14 protein-coding genes are annotated in these 19,607 nt (G+C 74.2%); 7 read left to right on the top strand and 7 right to left on the bottom strand.

Annotation, left to right across the window (positions count from 1 at the left end; all coding sequences use genetic code 11):
* Positions 1-4: 4 nt before the first annotated feature.
* From ACZ63J_RS38425 to ACZ63J_RS38400, 6 genes are read right to left on the bottom strand one after another with little or no spacing between them, the layout of a single operon-like run.
* A complete protein-coding gene (locus tag ACZ63J_RS38425) occupies positions 5-211 on the bottom strand; it encodes an MbtH family protein (protein WP_465312580.1) in 207 nt (68 codons plus the stop codon).
* Positions 208-1,608, bottom strand: a complete 1,401-nt coding sequence (locus tag ACZ63J_RS38420; RefSeq protein WP_465407142.1) for an MFS transporter — start codon at positions 1,606-1,608, stop codon at positions 208-210. Before ACZ63J_RS38420 ends, ACZ63J_RS38425 begins: the two co-directional genes overlap by 4 nt.
* Complete coding sequence (locus ACZ63J_RS38415; RefSeq protein WP_465407144.1) at positions 1,605-2,858, bottom strand: glutamate synthase-related protein; 1,254 nt, start codon at positions 2,856-2,858, stop codon at positions 1,605-1,607. The genes ACZ63J_RS38420 and ACZ63J_RS38415 overlap by 4 nt, the downstream gene beginning before the upstream one ends.
* Complete coding sequence (locus ACZ63J_RS38410; protein WP_465407146.1) at positions 2,855-3,838, bottom strand: asparagine synthetase A; 984 nt, start codon at positions 3,836-3,838, stop codon at positions 2,855-2,857. The genes ACZ63J_RS38415 and ACZ63J_RS38410 overlap by 4 nt, the downstream gene beginning before the upstream one ends.
* Positions 3,839-3,868: 30 nt before the next feature.
* On the bottom strand, positions 3,869-5,128 hold the full coding sequence (locus ACZ63J_RS38405) for a methylaspartate mutase (RefSeq protein WP_465407148.1): 1,260 nt from the start codon (positions 5,126-5,128) through the stop codon (positions 3,869-3,871).
* Positions 5,125-5,610, bottom strand: coding sequence for a cobalamin B12-binding domain-containing protein (locus tag ACZ63J_RS38400; RefSeq protein WP_465337042.1), 486 nt, complete (start codon positions 5,608-5,610; stop codon positions 5,125-5,127). The genes ACZ63J_RS38405 and ACZ63J_RS38400 overlap by 4 nt, the downstream gene beginning before the upstream one ends.
* A gap of 412 nt (positions 5,611-6,022) precedes the next feature.
* Here ACZ63J_RS38400 and ACZ63J_RS38395 point away from each other — a divergent pair, with 412 nt between their 5' ends.
* The 6 genes from ACZ63J_RS38395 to ACZ63J_RS38370 all read left to right on the top strand — a co-directional run bounded on the left by ACZ63J_RS38395 (position 6,023) and on the right by ACZ63J_RS38370 (position 13,588).
* Entirely contained in the window at positions 6,023-8,866 is a 2,844-nt protein-coding gene (locus ACZ63J_RS38395; RefSeq protein WP_465407150.1) for a type 2 lanthipeptide synthetase LanM family protein, read from the top strand.
* A gap of 36 nt (positions 8,867-8,902) precedes the next feature.
* A complete protein-coding gene (locus ACZ63J_RS38390; RefSeq protein WP_465312587.1) occupies positions 8,903-9,082 on the top strand; it encodes a hypothetical protein in 180 nt (59 codons plus the stop codon).
* Positions 9,083-9,174: 92 nt separating this feature from the next.
* Complete coding sequence (locus ACZ63J_RS38385) at positions 9,175-9,351, top strand: hypothetical protein (RefSeq protein WP_465312588.1); 177 nt, start codon at positions 9,175-9,177, stop codon at positions 9,349-9,351.
* A gap of 64 nt (positions 9,352-9,415) precedes the next feature.
* Positions 9,416-12,307: a helix-turn-helix transcriptional regulator gene (locus tag ACZ63J_RS38380; protein WP_465407152.1), complete on the top strand. Its 2,892-nt coding sequence runs from the start codon at positions 9,416-9,418 to the stop codon at positions 12,305-12,307.
* A 78-nt stretch (positions 12,308-12,385) separates the two neighbouring features.
* Positions 12,386-12,709, top strand: coding sequence for a hypothetical protein (locus ACZ63J_RS38375; RefSeq protein ID WP_465407154.1), 324 nt, complete (start codon positions 12,386-12,388; stop codon positions 12,707-12,709).
* An 18-nt stretch (positions 12,710-12,727) separates the two neighbouring features.
* Complete coding sequence (locus ACZ63J_RS38370) at positions 12,728-13,588, top strand: alpha/beta hydrolase fold domain-containing protein (RefSeq protein ID WP_465407156.1); 861 nt, start codon at positions 12,728-12,730, stop codon at positions 13,586-13,588.
* Between the two features lie 57 nt (positions 13,589-13,645).
* Here the strand turns inward: ACZ63J_RS38370 and ACZ63J_RS38365 are convergent, their stop codons facing one another.
* Complete coding sequence (locus tag ACZ63J_RS38365; RefSeq protein ID WP_465407158.1) at positions 13,646-17,680, bottom strand: CshA/CshB family fibrillar adhesin-related protein; 4,035 nt, start codon at positions 17,678-17,680, stop codon at positions 13,646-13,648.
* A 196-nt stretch (positions 17,681-17,876) separates the two neighbouring features.
* Between ACZ63J_RS38365 and ACZ63J_RS38360 the strand changes: the two genes are divergently transcribed.
* A complete protein-coding gene (locus ACZ63J_RS38360; RefSeq protein WP_465407160.1) occupies positions 17,877-19,601 on the top strand; it encodes a diguanylate cyclase domain-containing protein in 1,725 nt (574 codons plus the stop codon).
* Positions 19,602-19,607 lie beyond the last annotated feature (6 nt).

Raw genomic sequence — 19,607 nt, 5'->3', positions numbered from 1 at the left:
GTGGTCAGCGCATCGAGGCGACGAGGCTCGCCGGACGCAGGTCGGTCCAGTGCGTCTCGACGTACTCCAGGCACGCGGCGCGGGTGTCCTCGCCGTGGACCTTCGTCCAGCCGGCCGGGACGTCCACGGTGGACGGCCAGAGCGAGTGCTGGTTCTCGGCGTTCACCAGGACCAGGAAGGTGCCGTTCTCGTCTTCGAAGGGATTGGTCATGACTGCTTCTCCTCTGTGAGTGCGGCCCGGCCGAGTGCCGGGGTGGCGACGAGCAGGGCGAGCGCGACGAGCGCGACCGCGGCGTGGGCGAACATGGTGAGCGGGACGCCGATGGCCTCGGTCAGGACGCCGATCAGCAGGTTCCCGACGGGAGTGGCGGCGAGGGTGAACAGCGCCAGGATCGACATGACGCGGCCGCGCATCTCCGGCGTCGCCCACCGCTGGGCGAGGCTGACGAGCACGAGCGCGGTGAGCCCGGCGACCAGCCCGAGGGTGAAGAAGGCGGCGATGCCGACAACGAGGTTTCCGGTGGCCAGCAGGGCGAGGCAGCCGACCTGCGCGGCGAGCCCGCCGGTCGCCAGCCGCCCGGCCTTCCCGCGCGGCGGCCACTTGACCGAGACGACGAAGGCGAGGGACGCCCCGAGCGTCATGGCGGTGAGCAGCCAGCCGGCGCCCCGGGTGCCACCGAGCAGCACCAGGCCGAGGTTGATCGGGCCGGCGCCGCTGAGCTCGAGGAGACCGGTGACGATCATGGCCGTCCGCAGGGCGGGCCGCCGGGCGACGTACCTCGCGCCTTCCGCGATTTCCTTGCCGAGTTCCCGGAGCTTGACGCGCTGCCGGGGTTCGTTGCCGGCCAGGGTCTTGGTCTTGCCGGCGGCGAGCGCGGAGATCCCGAAGCTGACCCCGTTGACGACGGCGACGGTGACCAGCCCGCCGAGCCCGGCCAGCCAGGACCCGAGTGCCCCACCGGCGGCTTGGCCGCCCCGCACGGCCGCGAGGTAGACGGCGTTGCCGCGAACGAGGTGTTCGGGCGGGAGGAGGTTCGGCCGGAGAGCGTCGGAGGCCGGGATGAAGAAGGCACTGGCGACGGCCATGACGACGATGAGCCCGGCGAGGAGAGGCAGCACCGGTCCGACGAGCAGGACGGCCGCCGCCCCGGCGAGCATGGCCCCGGCCCGGACGAGGTCGGTGGTGACGAGGACGCGCCGCGGACCGCTCCGATCGGCGACGGCGCCGCCGACGAGCAGGGTGAGGACCTTGGGGAGGGAGCCGAGGGCGAGGACGAGGCCGGCGAGGGCCGGTCCGGCCGTGCCGACGAGGGTGACGGAGAGGGCGATGAGCCAGACCGCGTCGCCGAGGGAGGACAGGCCCATGGCGAGGACCAGGCCGAGGAAAGGCGCGGGAAGGCCCTTGCCGGTGGTGGCGACGGGCTCGCCGGCCTTGCCCTGCCCGGCCGCAGCGGCAGTGGGCCCGGCCGCGCCCGGCTCGGCCGGCGCGGTGGCGTGCTGGGCGGCGGCACCGCCCAGCGCCCCCGTGACCTCCGCCGGTCCGGGCGCCACGTGCGGCCCGGTCGGCGGGTCGAGGTCCGTGGGGGTTCGCTCGGCCGCCGCCGTCATGACAGCACCTGCTCGCGGACCTGCTCCGGCGTCGCCGGGAACCACACGTCCTCGGGTGTCAGCGCATCCGCCCGGTACTGGCCCAGCGCGCTCAGCAGCATCCGCAGCTCCAACGCCAGCGCTTCGGCGAACCGGACCAGCCCGTCGATCGGGTCCGTGTCCACCGCCAGCAGCGCCGCCCGGCCCAGACCCGCCGCCGACGCGCCCAGTGCCAGGACCTTCGCCACCCGCGTGCCCTCCCACATGCGGCCGGACGCCAGCAGGCACCCCGCCGGTGATCCGATGCGGGACAGGCACTCCGCCAGCGGCAGCCCGACCGAGGCGAACGCGGTGGGCGCCCAGCCGGATCCGCCCTCGGCGCCGTCGACCGTCACAGCCGACGCTCCCGCCGCCCATGCCACCGAAGCCGCGGCCGCGACATCACGGCCCGGCGGGAGCTTCACCCACACCCCGGCCCGCGGGAAGTTGTTGCGCATCAAGCGGATCTGCTGCCGGAGGATCTCGTCGGTGAACGTCCCCGGTGAGCTGCTCCGCACCACCGAAGCGCCCAGCGGAACGTCCACTGTGTACAAGTCCGCCAGGGAAGCGGCAACGGAAGGCGAGACCAGCGTCATCCCGCCGAGCCCGGGCTTCGCACCCTGCCCGACCTTCAGCTCGAACGCCAGCCGCCCGGACTCCAGCAACGAGGCCGCCGACGGGTCCGAGTACACGAGGTTCCAGACCTCCGCGTCCGCGTCCTCGGTGCTCTGCTGGACGACCACCCCGCCGAGCCCGTCGGGCACCGCGTCCGCGTACGCCCGCATGCGCTCCAGCAGCGTCCCGTCCGACGCGCCGCCCGCACGGCCGTGCCCGTGCACCGGGACGACGTTCTCGCCGATCACCATCGGGATCCCGAGCCGCGCGGCCTGTGCCGACGCCGCCGCGCCCAGCCCGGCCCCCGCGACCTGCGTCGACCCGAAGGCCGACAGGTACAACGGCAGTGAAGACCCGAACCCGCCGATCGACGCCGACAGCGAGACGTCGCCGTACAACGGCTCGCGGCCCAGCTCGATCAGCTTCTCCAGCCTTCGCGGCACGAACACCGGCGGCACCAGCCGCGCCGACTCCAAGACGTCGCCCGAAGCCGAAGAAGATGCGCCGAACAAGGAAGTCCCGTAGGAAGAGGCGGCGGGAAACACCGCCGCGGCACCGTGCAGTGCCCGCTCCCGGACGAGGTCCTCCGGGAACCCGCCGGCGTGCACCGCGGTCACGGCGAGACCACCCCCGGCAGCTTCGGGAACGCCGTCGCCTGCCACACCGCGTCCAGCCCGGCCACGTACCGGGTGAACCGCTGCACGCCCAGGCCGAACCCGGCGCTCGCGGGAATGCCCGTGCGGACCAGGTCGAGGTACCACGCGTACTTCGCCGGGTTCTCCCCCGTCTCCCGCATCCGCGTGACGATCCGGCCGTAGTCGTGCTCACGCTCGCTGCCGCTGCACAGCTCGCCGTACCCCTCCGGCGCGATGAGGTCGAAGTTGCGCAGGACACCGGCGACAGAAGTGCTTTCGCGGTCGTAGAACCCGCGCGACCCCTTCGGGTAGTCGACCAGGAAGAACGGCCGCGCGTGCTTCTCCGACAGGATCGCCTCGCCCGCCCAGTCGATCTCGGCGTCCGCGCTCTGCGGGTGCCCGAGCTCGCGCAACGTCTCGACGGCGGTGGCGTGCGACAGCCGGCCGAACGCGCCGCCGAGCAGGTCGGTGAACGCGCCCGAGTCGCGGCCGAGCGCCTCCAGCACGTCACCGGCGTCCTCGACGACCCGGCGCACCACGTGCGCCACCAGGTCCTGCAGCAGGTCGAGCACGTCGTCGCGGGACGCCCCGGCGACCTCGACGTCGAGCTGGTGGAACTCGGCCAGGTGCCGGCTCGTGTTCGCCGTCTCCAGGGGCTCCAGCCGCACGTTCGGCGCGACGTAGAAGATCTTCGAGAAGCCCAGCAGCGACGCCTGCTTGTACAGGATCGCGCTGGTCATCAGCTTGTAGCGGTGGCCGTAGAAGTCGACGTCCACCTGCTTCGCGCCGCGGCCGCCCGGGTCGGTGACCGGGCCGATCACCGGCGGCAGCAGCTCGGTGAAGCCGCGCGCGCCGAGGAACGCGCGCGCCTCGGTGAGCAGCTTGTGCTGGAGGCCCAGCACGAGCCGTGTGGTCTCCGAGGTCAGGTGCGTGCGCGGGTCCGGCGGATCGGTGTGCTCCATGGCGTTTTCACTCCCAGCTGGTCGGGCGGTTCAGGACAGGACCGGGTCGAGCCTTCGGCGGTGGTAGGACAGGTCGGCGAGCAGCCGGGTCGCGCTGACCCGGTCGTGACCGCGGCGGCCACCCAGCTCGGGCGGCAACGGCATCCGGCCGGTGTGCCACCACTGCAGGCGGCCTTCGTCGTCGAGCACGCACCGGGTTTCGCCGCCGTTGTCGGGGTGCAGGCAGTACGGGACGTCGAGCAGCCCGCGTTCGAACGCCGCCGGCAGCGCCGCGGTCAGCGTCGGGGCGAGCGAGCGGACCTCGTCGACGAGCCGCCGCGCCTGCGCGTACACCTCGGTGTCCCCGGCGGGCGGCGGCCCGGGCGAAGGAGCGTCCAGAGCGGTGGCGTGGGCCAGCCGCAGGGCCTCGACGTTCTCTTCGACGGTCGGGATCCGGTGCGCTTCGGCGGTGGTCTTGACGATCAGCCGCTCGGTGCCGGTGCGCACGGCCAGCCGCACGCTCTCGGCGACCAGCTCCCGCGCCCCGGCCGCGGACTCCGGGAACAGGCCCATGTAGGTGTAGAGCACCACATGGTGGTCCACAGTGGACAGTTCCTCGGCGCAGAGCCGCCGCATCGCCCACAGCGCTTCGGCGTCCTGCTCCGGGCTGGTCTGCTGCGCGTAGCTGGCCGACACGCTGCGCACGCCGTGTTCGGCGAAGAACAGGCACTCCAGCACCGACAGCGCGACGAGCAGGCCCGGCGGGCACAGCTGGCCGAGCATGCAGCCGCCGAAGCTCTCCAGGTGGCAGTCCACACCCCGGTCGGCCTGCCCGGCCAGCAGCGACGCCGAGCGCGACCACGACTTCGCCGCCGTGCGCAGCGGCACGCTGCTGTAGGGCAGGCAGTAGGACACCGGCCCGCCTTCGGAGGCGTCGAGCCCGGCTTCGAGCATCACGGCGAAGATGTCTTCCGGCTGCGCCGAACCGTGCCGCACCTGGACCGGGAACCGCGGGCCGTACAGGCCGTCCACCAGCTCGGCGGTGACGGCCGCGCCCAGCGCCACCAGCGGGTAGCCGTTGAGCTGGACGCCGGAGGCGATCGACATGGCGGCGAGGTCGTGCTGCCCGGTGCGGGTGTAGCTGTCCAGGGTCACGGTGCCGATGGCGGGCACCCGGGCCCCGGCGACCGCGCGCAGCCCGCGGCGCATCGCGGCGGGGTCGGAGAACCCCATGCGCGGCTGGACGAGCAGCGTCCGGCGGCGCCGGTGCTCGGCCACGAAGCTGCTGAACACCGACCGGGCAGGGGTCACCGCAAGGTCCGGACGTTCGCCGCGACGAACTCGCGGAACGACTCGATCGCCTGGCCGGAGTCGCCGGCGCCGACGTGGAACACCGCGTCGTAGCCCAGCGCCAGCAGCTCGGTCTCCAGCTCGGCGTTGGCGTCGCCCTGCACGCCGAGCTTGCCGCCGATGACGGCGGGCAGGCCGGCCAGGCCGGGGTCGGCGCGCAGCGCGGAGATCACCCGGGCGCCGTCGACGTGGCCGTGGCCGTTGATGGTGCTGATCACCAGGCAGTCCGGCCGCTCGGCGCGGCAGGCGGCCAGCAGCCGCTCGACCGGGACGCAGGCGCCGAGGTTGACCACCTCGTGCCCCATCTCCTCCATGATCAGCTGGAGGGCGACGAGGTTCCACATGTGCGAGTCGGACTGGACGCTGGACAGGACGAACTTGAGCGGGGGCCCGGCGGCCACACCGGGCCCGTCGGGGGTCTGCTCGATCTGGAACGTGGTCATCGTGCGTCGCTCCCTGTGCGTTCGGGGAACGTCCGCGGGGCGAGCCGCGAACTTCTCACGACGAATCGTCATCGCCGCGGGGCTCGCGCACATGGGTGCGGCGGCCCCGCATTCCGGCGCCGGGGTCCGCCTCGCGCGCGGGCGACGCGGCCGCGCGCGCGAGGCGCGGAGTCGGGTGTGCCGGCGCTGCCCCGCATGGGGGATCAGGGCCGCGCGCGCCTTCGCCGGGCCCGCTTCCACCCGCCCGCCGAACGGAGCAACCGCCGAGTCCGTTCGGCGTAGTCGCGTGAATGATGACCAGGCGTTTCGCCGCCGACGCCCCCATGCGCCCCCAGGACGCCCCCATGCCGCGCGGGAATGCGGGCGTAGCACCCCCATGTAACCCACGTCACCCGCTGGCATGCTCGATCCCGTGATTCCCCCGCAGCCGAACCCGGCGACCACGACGCTCCCGCCCACCTGGTGGGCGGCGGCGCTGACCGCGCGGGAACGCCGTCCCGGCGCCCCGCTCCCCGAGTGGGCCGCCTTCGCCGAGACGGCGCTCGCGTCGGCCCGGCCGGAGCTTCCCCGGGAAAGCTCGCACTGGCGCACCGCGTTCGCCGCGGTGTTCCACCCCTTCACCGACGCGGCCCGCGCCGCGATCGCCGGTGCCGCAGCGGCTTCGCCCGCCGTCGACGCCGACGCGGTCGCCGACGGGTGCGCCGCGCGGCTGGGTCACCAGCTCGCCGGGCTCGCCGCCCGCACGCTGGTGCTGGAGCTGGGCCGGGCGCGCCGCGCGGAGGACCTGGCGGGCGAAACGCCGGAAGAGCGCTTTGCCGGCTTCGTGCGGCGGACCGGCACGCCGGCCGGGCTCACCGACCTGCTGCACCGCTACCCGGTGCTCGCCCGGCTGGCCGCGCAGACGGCGCTGCACACGATCGCGGCGGTCACCGAGCTGCTCGGCCGCTTCACCGCCGACCGCGCCGCCCTGACCGCGTTCCTCGGCGCCGACCCCGGTCTCCTCACCGAGATCAGCGGCGGCACCGGCGACGCTCACCAGCGCGGCCGTTCGGTCCGCGAGCTGCGGTTCGCCGGCGGCGCGCGCGTCATCTACAAGCCTCGTCCGCTCGACCTGCACGCGGCGTTCACCGGCCTGGTGGACTGGCTCAACCCGCGGGTGCCCGGTCTCGAGCTGCGCACGGTCGACGTCCTCGTGCGCCCTGGTTACGGCTGGCTGCGCTTCGTCGAGCACCGGCCGTGCGCCGACCTCACCGAGGTCGACCGGTTCTACCGCCGTCAGGGTGTGCTGCTCGCCCTGCTGCACGCCCTCGACGGCACCGACGTGCACTTCGAGAACATCATCGCCGCCGGCGACCAGCCCGTGCTGATCGACATCGAGACGCTCTTCCAGCCGGTGCTGCCGGCTGAAGAAACCGAAGCCGACCCCGCGACCGAGCTGCTCGCGCGGTCGGTGCACCGGACCATGCTGCTGCCGCAGATGATCGTCGGCGAGCACGGCGCGGTCGACATCTCGGGCCTCGGCGGCGGCCGCGCGGCGGCCCCGGCGCTGACCCGCGTCGACTGGCTCGACGCCGGCACCGACCGGATGCGGCTGACCCGGGTGCCCGGCGGCGTCGGCACCGGCGTCAACCGGCCCACCCTCGGCGGGTTCGACGTCGAACCGGCGGAGCACGGCGCCGCGCTGCTCGCCGGGTTCCGCGCGGGCTACGACACGATCGTCGCCGGCGCGGCGGAGTTCACCGCGCTGCTGGACCGCTGCGCCGGCGCGGGGATCCGTGTCCTGGTCCGCCCGACCAGCTTCTACACGCGGCTGCTCGACGAGACCACGCACCCGTCGCTGCTGGCCGAAGCCGACGAACGCGACGCGGCGTTCGGGCTGCTGGACGACGACAGCACCGACGACGTCCGCCGCGGGCTCGTCGCCGCCGAGCTCACCGACCTGTGGGCGGGCGACGTCCCGATGTTCACCGGCAGGCCCGGGTCCACGGACCTCTGGGACGCCGAGGGCAACCGCCTGCCCGGGCTGCTCGGCGAACCGCCGCTGACGACGGTCCGCACGAAGGTCGCCGGGATGACCACGATCGACCGGCGCGACCAGGAGTGGCTGATCTCCGCCGCGCTGGCCACCCGGCCGGCCGCCGAGACCCACGCCGGCACCGGCGTCACCGACACCGTGTTGCCGAGCAAGAGCCCCGAACCCGCGCACCTGCTCTCGGCCGCGTGCGGGGTCGCCGACGCGATCATCGCGCGCGCGTCGTCGGCCGGTGGCCGCGTGAACTGGGTCGGCCTCGAGCTCGTCGACGAAAAGTACTGGACCGTGCTGCCGATGGGCGCCGGGCTCGGTGAGGGGTACACCGGCGTGGCGCTGTTCCTGGCGCAGCTGGCCGAGCTGACCGGCATCGACCGCTACCGCGATCTGGCCGCGAAGGCCGTCTCCGGGCTGCCGTGGCTGGTGTCGGCGCTGGAGGACGACCCGGAGCTCGCCGCCGCGGCCGGTCCCGGCGGGCTGCTCGGGCTCGGCGGCGTCGCCTACGCGGCGGCCCGGCTGTCCCGGCTGCTCGACCGGCCGGAGCTGCTCGACCTGACCGCCCGCACCGTCGCCGTCATGCCGGCGCCGACACCCGAGACCTCGCCGCGGTACACCACCGGCCTGGCCGGCGGCCTGGTGGCGCTGCGCTCGGTGGCCACCCAGACCGGGTTCGCCGAAGCCACGCTGCTGGCCGACGCCTACGCGGCCGAGCTCGCCGTCCGCTCGCTCGACCCCGACCTCGCCGACCCCGGCTTCGCACACGGCGCGGCCGGCGTCGACTGGGCCCTCACCGGGTACCCGCGGGAGACCCCGACCCTGCCGCCCGCCGAGGCCGCCACCGGGCACGGCTGGTGCTCCGGCCTGGCCGGGCAGGTGCTGGCCTACGCCGGGCAGCCCGCGGTGCTCGGCCTCGACGAGCAGGTCGCGGCGCTCGCCGCCCAGGACCCGCTGCGCGACCTGAGCCTCTGCCACGGCGAAACCGGCATCACCGACGTGCTCGGTGTCCTCGCCGAAGCCGGGCACGAGGGCGCGGCCGCCGCGGTCGCCACCCGCACCGGGCAGCTGCTCACCGCCGTCGAGCAGGACGGCGCGCGCTGCGGCACCCCGGACGCCGTCCCGTCCCCCGGCCTGCTGACCGGCCTGGCCGGCATCGGCTACGGCCTGCTGCGCCTCGGCTTCGGCCGCCGTGTCCCGTCCGCCCTGCTCCTGCAACCCCCGACCCGCTGAGCACAACCGTCCCCACTCACGAGGAGAGAACGCACGATGCCCGAACCCACCGCCGAGACCGTCGAAGCCACCATCGGTGCCCTGGCGCTCCCCCGCGCGAACCGCTGCGGGGCCCGCAACCAGGCGCTGGCCGGCGCCCGGCCCCGGTTGTCCGGGATCACCCTGGAGACGCTCGGCGACCCGACCGTCGTCACCAACGGCACCTTCGCCCTCTGACGTCACTTTGAGTGCCGGCTTCGCCGATCAGCCCGTTTTCCGCCCAGCACGACCGAGAACCACCGAGAACTACCGAGAGTGGAGCCACCCGCATGACCGAGCACGACTTCGCCGCCACGGACAACCCGATCGGCGACTTGACCCTCCCCCGCACCTCCCGCACCGGCGCCCGCAACCACGCGCTGTCCGGCAAGGCGGCGCGGGTGAGCCAGAACTCCTTGACCACGATGGACATCACGGTCGTCACGGGCGGTTTCGCCGAACAGTGAGACACCCGGACGTCGGCAATTCGACCTACGTCCGGAGGGCGCGCATCCGGTTATAGTGACCGCGATGGGCATCCGGTCGACGCGTCTCATCGGACGCGACAGGGAGCTCGGCGCACTGTCGGAGGCTCTGGAGAAGGCCCGCACCGACCACGGTGGGGCCTTCTTCCTTGTCGGCGAAGGCGGGATCGGGAAGTCCCGGCTCGCCGCCGACATCGCCTCGCGGGCACTGGCGACCGGGCTCCCGGTGCTACGCGGACGAGCCAGCTCGATCGGCCCGATGGTGCCGTTCCGGCCCTTGGCCGAAGCGCTGCTTTCGCACTTCCGCGGCGGCCTGCCGCCCGCCGCGCCCGAGCTCGACCCGCTCGTGCCGGTGCTCGCCCGGCTCGTGCCCGACTGGTACCGCGGCGACCGGCCGCACGACAACGGCAACCTGCTCGTGCTGGCCGAAGCCGTGTTCCGGCTGCTGTCGGTGGCCGGCCGCGACGGCGGCTGCCTGATCGTGCTGGAGGACCTGCACAACGCCGACGCCGAGACGCTGTTCATCGTCGAGTACCTCGTCGACAACCTGGCCTCCAGCCAGGTCATGCTGATCGGCACCCTGCGCGGCGAGCCGGGCGAGGCGCTGCGGCTGGCGACCGCGGCGGCGCAGCGCTCGTCCAGCCACACCTTCGAACTGGCCCGGCTCGACGCCGAGCGCACCCGCGAGTTCGCGGCCGCCTGCCTGGAGACCGAACCGGCCGCCGTCCCCGCCGCCGTCGCGAACCTGTTGTGGCAGAACAGCGAGGGCGTGCCGTTCGTCGTCGAGGAGCTGCTGCACGGCATGCTCGGCGACGGCCTGCTCGTCGGCGGGGCGAACGGCTGGCAGGTCGTCGGCGAGCTGCAGGCCCGCGTGCCCGAGGCGCTGATCAGCAGCATCGCCGCCCGCGTCGACGCACTCGGCCCGGACGGCGAGACGCTGCTTTCGGTGGCTGCCGTGCTGGGCCGGCGGTTCCCGCTTTCGGTGGTGCAGGCGGTCACCGACATGGACGACCGCATGTTGCACAACCACATCAGCGCGAGTGTCGCCGCGCACCTGGTCACCACCGACGAGACCACGCCCGGCTGGTACGCCTTCCGGCACCCGCTCACCGCCGAAGCCCTGCTGGCCCGGCTCGTGCCGTCGACGAAGGCGAACCTGGCGCGCCGGGCCGCCGACGCCGTCGAGCTGCTGCACCCCGGCCTGCCGGGCGAGCTGTGCGCGCTGGCCGCGGCGCTGCGGCTGACGGCGATGGACCACCCCGGCGCCGGGCGGTTGTTCGCCGAGGCCGGCCGCCGCGCCCTGGACGGCGGCGCGGCCGACACGGCGGTGACCATGCTGACCCGCGCCGTCGAGCTGCTGGCCACCGCGAGCCCCGACGACCGGGCCGACGCGCTGGAGACCCTGCTGCACGCGCTCGGGCAGACCGGGCAGTTCGACCGGGCCGTCGGGTTCTCCGCCCGCTTCGCCGAGATCGGCCGCCTGGAGCGGGCGGTCGACCTGCACATCCAGCTGGCGTGGGCGGCCTACATCGGCGGGCGCCACGACGAGTGCCTCAACCAGATCGAGCAGGCCCGCACGCCGCTCGGCGGCGAGATCACCGAAGAGCAGAAGGCAGGCCTGGACGCCGTCGAGGCGACGCTCTGGCTGGACATCCCCGGCCCGTCCCACACCGAGCGGGCGCGCAAGCTCGCCGAGCAGGCGTGGGACGTCGCCGAGCGCGCGGGTGTGCCGTTCGTGTCGTGCCAGGCGCTGCAGGTCCTCGGCATGGTGGCGCTGGAGACCGACCTCGCCGAGGCCGAGCGCTTCCTGCAGCTGGCGCGGCGGCTGGCCGAGCAGCACCAGCTGACCCACCTGCGCACCCAGGTGCTGGTCCGCCTGGGCGGGCACCGGATGCTGGCCGAGGGCGACGTCCGCACGTTCGACCTGGCCCGCGCGGAAGCCCAGCGCACCGGCGCGATCACGCTGACCTGCGCCGTCGACGCGAGCCGCGCGGTGCACGCGGCGATGCGCGGCGAGTTCGCGCAGGCCGACACGATCCTCGAGGAGAACCTCGCGGTGCTCGGCCGGCTCGGCCTGGTCGCGTTGCTGCAGTACACGCACATGACCCGCGCGATGGTGGCCGCGCACCAGGCGGACCGCCCGCGGATGGAACGCGCGCTCGAGGACTTCCGCGAGGCGGGCGGCGCGAGCGCGCAGGAGCTCGTGCTGAGCGTCGGGCTGGCGCAGGTGTTCTGCTCCCTGCTCGAAGAGGACGCCGAACGGGCCCGCCGCGAGCTGGACCAGGTCCTGGCCCTGGAGGAACGGCAGCCGAGCCGGTTCCACCTGGCCGGCCAGCACGGCCTGCGGCTGCTGGTCGAAGCGCTCGACGGGACGGAGCCGGACCCGGCCCGGCCCCCGGCGGCGGTCAGCGGGATGCGCTGGAACCGCCAGTTCGTCCTGCTGGGCGACGCGGTCCGCCACGGCCGCGCGGGCGCGCCGGAGCTGGCCGACTCCGCCGTGGCCGCGGCGATCGAGGCGGCCGCGCCGTTCCCGATGAGCCGCCACCTGGGCCTGCGCATGGTGGCCGAGTCCGCGTCGGCCGACGGCTGGGGCGACCCGGTGACCTGGCTCAAGGAGGCCGAGGAGTACTTCCACCAGGCCGAGGTGAGCGCGGTGGCGAGCGCGTGCCGCGGCCTGCTGCGCAAGATCGGCGCCCCGGTGGGCCAGCGCCGCACGGGTTCCGAGCGCCTCCCGGCCATCCTGCGGACCGTGGGTGTGACGGTCCGCGAGTACGAGGTGCTGCAGCTGCTGGCGGACAACATGGGCAACAAGGACATCGCCCGCCGGCTCCACATCTCCCCGCGCACGGTGGAAAAGCACGTGGCGAGCCTGCTGGCGAAGGCGAACCTGCAGAACCGGGGCGAGCTGACGGAGTACGCCCGCAACACACCCCACTGACGCCGGGCGGGAAAGGGCACCCATCCGGCCGCCGTCCCGCTCCGAACCACCGGGACGACCGACACAAAGGGCTGCCCGATGGACGACCTGGAAGACCTCTCCCGCACCAGGGCCTGGTTGACGCGGTTCCTCGCCGAGCACGCGCCCCACGCCCCGCGGCACCGGGTCGTGGACGTCGTCATGGTGCTGGACGAGCTCCTCTCCCAGGCCCTCGCCGACGGCGGCGCGGCGGAGGACGTCGCGCTGACCCTGCAGCCGGGAAGCGTCCGGCTCGAAGTGACCGATCCCCGGCCCTCCTCGCCCGACCACGTCCTGCCCGTGCTGTCCTTCGCCTGCTCGCGCTGGGGTCGCCGGGCACGCTCCCGCGGCACGACGGTCTGGGCCGAGGTACCACTCACCTGAGGAGGCGGAACCCGCGTCATGAAGCTCCGGGACCGGATCACGGCGATGGTGATGCACGGCTCGGCGCGGTGGACCGTGCGCTACGGCGAGGGGTTGCGCTTCGCCGGCAGTGAGCTGCCCGGCCCCGCGGTCGTCCGCGTCCCGACCCGGCACGGGCCGGTCCGGGTCCACGTCTACCGACCGCCGGGCGCGGTCCGCGGTGGCGCGTACGTGCACTTCCACGGCGGCGCCTGGCTGATGCGGCACCCGGCGATGGACGACTGGTGGTGCCGCTACGTCGCCGCCGAGGCCCGGGTGACGGTGTACAACGTCGACTTCCGGTGCGGCCCCTACGTCGCGTTCCCGGTGGCGCAGCACCAGTGTTCCGACGTCGCCACCTGGGTGGCCACCGGCGACGCGGCCGCCGAGCGCGTGGTGGTCGGCGGCTTCTCCTCCGGCGGCGGGCTCGCCGCCGCCGTCTGCCTGCAGGCCCGGGACGCGGGAGCGTGGCGGCCGGCGCTGCAGGTGCTCGGGGTGCCCGCGCTGGACCTGGCGGCCGCCCCCGCCCCGGCGGCGGCCGGGATGATCTCGCCCGGCCTGCGCGAGCTGGTCCGCCGGGTCTACTTCCCCGACCCGGCGACCCGGTCGCACCCGTACGCGTCACCGTTGCTGGCGCCCGACCTGACCGGACTGCCGAGGGCCGTGGTCCTCACCGCCGAGCACGACGTCCTGCGCGAGGACGGCGAACGGTACGCGGCCCGGCTGCGCGCGGCGGGCGTCGACGTCGTGCACGACCGGACGCCCGGTGTGGACCACTACTTCCTCACCGAGGACCCGGTCCGGGCGCGCACCACGATGGCGCTGGTGGCCGCCGAGATCCGCCGGGCCGTCTCGGCGTGACGCGGTGGCCCGCACCGGCCTCTGTCGAACCGCCGGGCACCGCCCACAGCGACCGGCTCACGCGGCCCGGCGCCGGACGGCCGCGCACAGCGCCACTCCGACCAGGAGCAGCACGCTCGACTCGGCGAGCAGCCTGCCTACGTCCACACCGGTTTCGGCCAGCTCGTGCGGACGCCCGGGCGTCGGCCGCGCGGCGACGACCGGAACCTCGGCGACCGCGGGCCCGGCGGCGACCGGCGATCCGCCGGGTCCGGCGCCGGTCACCGTGGCGACGTTGCGCACCCGGCCGGCGGCCACGTCCGCGGCGGTGACCGGGTGCGCCGGCACCGTGCACGTCATCGCCTGCCCCGGCGCCAGCGCGGACGCCGGGCAGGTCACGGTGCCCGCGGCGGGATCGTCGACCCGGATCTCCCGGACGGTGACCGCACCGGTGTTGGTGACCGTGACGGTCCACTCGATCCGGTCGCCGGCGCCGGTCGAGCCGTCGCCGTCCACGTCGACCGGGTGGGCCGCCTTGGTGATCGCGAGCGCCGCGGCCGCGGTGACCCGCACGGTCGCGCTCGCGGGCGCCGAGTCCACCGGTGGTCCGCCCGCCGGCGGAGTTCCCGACGCGACGGCGGTGTTGTCGATCCGCCCGGAGTCCACATCGGACTGGGTGACGCGGTAGGCCGCCGTGCACGTCACGTGCCGGCCCGGCGCGAGCGAACCGGCCGGGCACACCGGAGCCGGTGGCTCCCCACTGCCGGTGAAGCGCGTTTCGCGCACCGACAGCGCGGTGAGCGTGACGTTGCCGGTGTTGGTGACCACGAACGAGTAGGTGACCTCCTGCCCGGCGGCGGAAACCGTTCCCGGCGAGACCGTCTTCACCAGGGTGAGCGCGGCGTCCGGCGGGGTCGGCACGACAACCGTCGACGGATCCGAGACCGGCGGCTCGCCCTGGGGCGGGGTGCCGGTGGCGACGGCCGTGTTGACCACCTTCCCGGCGTCCACATCGGACTGCGTGAGCACGTAGGCGGCGGTGCAGACCACCTGCTCCCCCGGCGCCAGCGCGGCCACCGTCGCGCCACCGCCCGGACAGGACGGCTCGGCCGGCCGGCCGGTGCCCGAGAACGCCGTCTCGCGCACCGTCACCGCGGTCAGCGTCCGGTTCCCGGTGTTGGTGACCACGAAGGAGTAGGTGACCGTCTGCCCGGCGCGGAAGTGCCCGTCGTCGGCCGGGTCCGCCGACTTGACCAGCGACAGCCCCGGGTTCCCGGGCACGGTCACCTTCGCCCGTGACGGCCCGGAGGTGACCGGCTCACCGCCGGGGCCGGTGCCGGTCGCCTCGGCGGTGTTGGTCACGGCCCCGGCGTCGGCGTCCGCCTGGGTCAGGGTGTAGGTGGCGGTGCAGGTCTGCGCCTGCCCCGGCGCCAACGTCCGCGCCGGGCACTCGACGACCGGCGCCGGGCCGGTGCCGCTGAACGCCGTTTCGCGCACGGACACGGCGGTCAGCGTGCGGTTGCCGGTGTTGGTCACGGCGAAGCGGTAGGTCACGGTCTCCCCCGCGCCGCCCACGGTCGCCGGTTCGACGGACTTGACCAGCGAGAGCGCGACGCCCCCACCCGCGGTGACGACCGCCGTCGCCGGTGGGGTGGTCACCTTCGGCAGATTCGCGGGCGGGGTGCCCTCCGCGGTCGCGCTGTTGGTGATCCGGCCCGCGTCGAGGTCGGCCTGGGTCACCGCGTAGTCCGCCGTGCAGGTGACGACCTGGCCGGGGACCAGCGTCCCGCTCCCGGCGGGACAGTCGAGGGCCGACAGCGGCCCGCTGCCGCTGAACGCGCCCTCGGTGATCGCCACCCCGGTCAGCGTCACGGTGCCGGTGTTCTTCATCGCGAACGAGTACCGGACCCGCTCCCCCACGGCCGTGACGGTGGCCGGGTCGGCGGTCTTCGCCAGGGTCAAGGCGGCCGAGCGGGTGGCGGTCACCTTCGCCGACGACGGCGCCGACGTGGTCGGTTCCGTCGCGCGAGGCGCCGTGCCGTGCGCGACGGCGGTGTTCTCGACCGCGCCCGCGTCGATGTCGGCCTGCGTGACCGGGTAGGTCGCGCGGCACGTCTGCGCGGCGCCGGGGGCGAGCACGGTGTCCGGACAGGTGATGACGGGCGCCGGCCCGGAGCCGGTGAAGCGGGTCTCCGCGACCCCGACGTCGCGCAACGTCACATCGCCGGTGTTGGTGACGACGAACGTGTATCCGACGGACTGGCCGGCGTGGTCCACGGTCGTCGGATCCGCGGTCTTGACCAGGGTGATCGCCGGGTGCGCGGGCGTCGGGACCGAGACGCTCGACGGGTTCGACATCGTCGGGTCCGGCGAGCCGGGCTGCTTGCCGTGCGCGGTGGCGGTGTTGTCCAGCCGGCCGGAATCGACGTCGGCCTGGGTCAGCACGTAGGTGGTGGTGCAGTTCGTGCTCGCGCCGGGGGCGAGCGTGGCGACCGGGCACGTCGCGGCGGGCAGGACACCGCTGCCGGAGAACGCGGTCTCGTCGACGCCGACCTCGGTCAGCGGCACGTTCCCGGTGTTGGTGACCCGGAAGGAGTAGGTGATCGGCCGGCCGGCCGTGTAGGCGTCAGGGTTGTCGGGCGAGGCCGACTTCTTCAGCGTTAGCGCCGGGGCCGCCTTCTCGGTCGGCGTGCGGGTCGACGACGGGTCCGACGTCACGCGCTTCGTGCCGCCCGGCGGGAGCGCCGAGGCCGTGGCGGTGTTGACCGCCGCTCCGGCGTTCTCGTCGGCCGGGGTGATGACGTACGGGGTCCGCGCGGTGCAGGTCTGCGACTCCCCCGGCGCGAGGCTCGGCCGAGGGCAGGTGACCGGTCCGGCCTTGGCGTCGGACACGGTGACGTCGTGCAGCGCCAGCGCGCCGGTGTTGGTGACGGTGAAGGTGTACGCGACGGTGTCGCCCGCGTCGGTGATCCCGTTGCCGTTCACGTCGACCGGCACGGCCGCGTGCTTTTCGAGCTTCAGCGTCGCGGGTTTCGCCGTGTTCGTGACCGTGCAGGACACGAAGTCGCCGATGTCGACGTGCACCCGCGCCGAGCCGCCGGCGTCGCCGTCGGGCAGCTCCGCGTCCGGTTTTCCGTTGCGGGTGCAGGACCACGCTCTGTCGTAGTTGGACTCCAGGCCCGAGGTCGCCGTCTCACGCAGGGTGTAGTCACCACCCCGGGCGCCGGCCAGCACGGTGACCTCGCCGGTGCTCGCCGAGGCGCCGCCGCCGGTGTCGGCGGCGCCGAGCACGCTCCCACCCGGCGCCGCGACCGAAACCGCGAAGGAGTCGCCGGGGAAGCCCCGCACGACCTTCTTCGTCAGCTGCAGGCTGGAGACCAGCACGCCGAACCCGACCGCCTGCCGGCCACCGCCCACCATGCGCTGGCTGAACGACGTGGGGTCCTCGGCGGAGATGATCGCGGTGCCGGTCTTGTTCGCGCCCGTCCGCCCGGCGCACCGCACCGTCCGGGTGCCGACGCCGGTGTACCCACCGCCGCAGGCGTTCCCGATCCCCGGGTCGGACCCGGTCGCGGTCAGCGATTCCAGCGGCGAGGACGAGGTCCACTCGATCGACTCGCCGGCGTCGGTCGACTCGGCGTCGGCGCCCACCAGCCCGTACCCCCGCACCACGGCCCCGGCGCTGTCGGTGGCCACGATGTCGCTCAGCGCGGCGACGGTCGTCGTGCCGAAGGCGGTCTGGTAGAGCGCCGGGCGTCCCGGCACTCCGGTGTAGTGCCCGGAGTTGCCCAGGTAGGCCGCCGAGTACGTCGGCAGCGGGTTCGCGGCGACCGGACCGCCGGACACCTTGAGCGTGACTGCGAGCCGGTACCCCCCGGGCAGCGCGAAGGTCAGCCGCTGGCCCGCCGCGGAGCCGGCCGCCGCGGCGTCGTACCCGGAGAGGTCGAACCAGCACAGCGTCCGCGCGTAGGTGCCGGTGCCCGCCGAGGCGAACCCGCAGCCTTCGGTCGCCGCGGTGGCGCGGGCGACCGGCCCGAAGGCGGCCACGCACAGCGCGAGCAGCGTCGCCACCACCAGGAGCGCCGGCCCCTTCCGCCCCGACACGCCACTCATCGACCGGCACCTCCGCCTCGGCTGCTGTTCCGGTCATCGTGCGCGAAGGGCCGGGAAACAGCTGGCGGAAAGATGATCATTCAATCGATCGTGGCGGCCGGGACGAATGCGTCCGTTCGGGGGACTTCACATTCGACGCCGGACCGTGGTGATATTTTCCGGTTCGAAGTGCCGCACCCGCCGAAAGGAACCCACTGTGCCGGAGCCCGACCCGGCACCGGACGCCGAGGAGATCGGGAACCGGCTCGCCGTCGCCGAAGAACGGTTCGCGGTGTTCTACCAGCATTGCCCGATCGGCGTTGTGCTCGCCGCGCCCGACGGCGTGGTCGGAGCCGCCAACCCGGCATTTCTTCGGCTGCTCCGAATCGACGAGGAAACCGAGCTGGTCGGCACCCGGGTCGAGGACCTGGGAGCCGGTGAGCACGACCGATCCACGCTGGCGAAGGCGATCGCGGACAGCGAAGTGGTGGCCGGCGAGGTCGTGATCCGGTCCGGGGCGGACGTCACCCGGCTCGTCCGGCTGACCGTCACGACCCTGCCGGGCAACCGCGGCCGCTACCCGATCCTCATGGTCGAGGACGTCGACGAGCTGCGTCAGCTGCAGGAGACGTTCCAGCACCAAGGCCTGCACGATCCGCTGACCGGCCTGCCGAACGCGGCTCACTTCCGCGCGCGGCTGGAGGCGCTGTGCGCCGCGGATGACCCGATCACCCTGTTCTACGTGGACATCGACGGGTTCAAGGTCGTCGACGACGCACTCGGCCCCGAAGTCGCGGACCTCGTGCTGCGCGGCGCGGCAGGCACCCTGCGCGCGGTGTTCGGCAGCCGGGGAACGTTCATCGCGCGGCTGTTCGGCGACAGCTTCGCCGTCGTGATGCCCGGCGAGCCGGACCGGGCCGCCCTCGTCGAGCGGGCCGAGCAGGCGATCCGCGAACTGGCCAAACCGGTTTACGCGGCCGACATCGGCATCGGCGTGAGCGCCAGCATCGGCATCGCCACCGCCGGTGCGGGCAGCGCCGCCCACGAGAAGCTGATGCGCTCGGCCCAGATCGCCCTGCACCAGGCGAAGTCGCTGGGCAAGGCGCGATGGGTGCTGTTCGACCCCGAGACCGGGGACGCCGACCGTGAGCGCTACCGGCTGGCGGCCGCCATCGCCGGGGCGATCGAGCTCGGCGAGATCACCGTGGCCTACCAGCCGCACGTCGTCCTGCCCGACGCGCACATCGTGACGTCGCTCAACGCCGCGCTGGTGTGGAACCACCCGGCCCGCGGCCGGCTCCGGTCGGCGGAGTTCCTCCCGCTCGCGGAGCTGACCGGGATGTCGGTGCCGCTGGGCCGGCACCTGCTGGCGCAGGCGCTGCGGACCAAAGCGGAGTGGCAGCTGCGTTTCGGCGACGGCGCGCCGGTCGTCTGCCTCACCCTGCCGCGCCGGATGGCCATCGACGCCGACCTGGTCGGCATCGTGCGCGCGGAGCTGGCCGAGAACGGCTTGGAGCCGCGGCACCTGATGCTGTGCGCGGAGGCGGAGTCCCTCGTCGACCCACGGGGCGACCTGCTCGACTCCCTCGGCCGGCTCGCCCGGCTCGGGGTGATCTTCGTCGTCACCATCACCGGCCTGCCGGACCTGGAGCTGCTGGCGGCCCACGAGGTCCCGGCGCCGGGCGTGATGCTGGCCGGGCCGATCGTCGAAGCCGTCGCGGCCGAAGACGCGCCGGCCTGGACCCGCCGCAACATCCGCCAGCTGGTCGAGCGGGCGGAGGAGCTGGGCATCAAGGTCGGGGCGTACGACGTGGCGTCGCAGAAGCAGGCGGAACTGCTCTACGGCCTGGGAGTCGTCGTGGCGGCGGGGAGCTACCAGCCCGAGTACCTGACCCGCACCGAGGCGGAGGTCTGGGCGGGCCGGACCTTTCCGATGGGCTGACCGCCG

This window comes from Amycolatopsis sp. NPDC104863 (assembly GCF_055582965.1).
The sequence above is the reverse complement of the archived record's forward strand: the minus strand, read 5'-3'. Positions and strand labels throughout refer to the sequence as shown.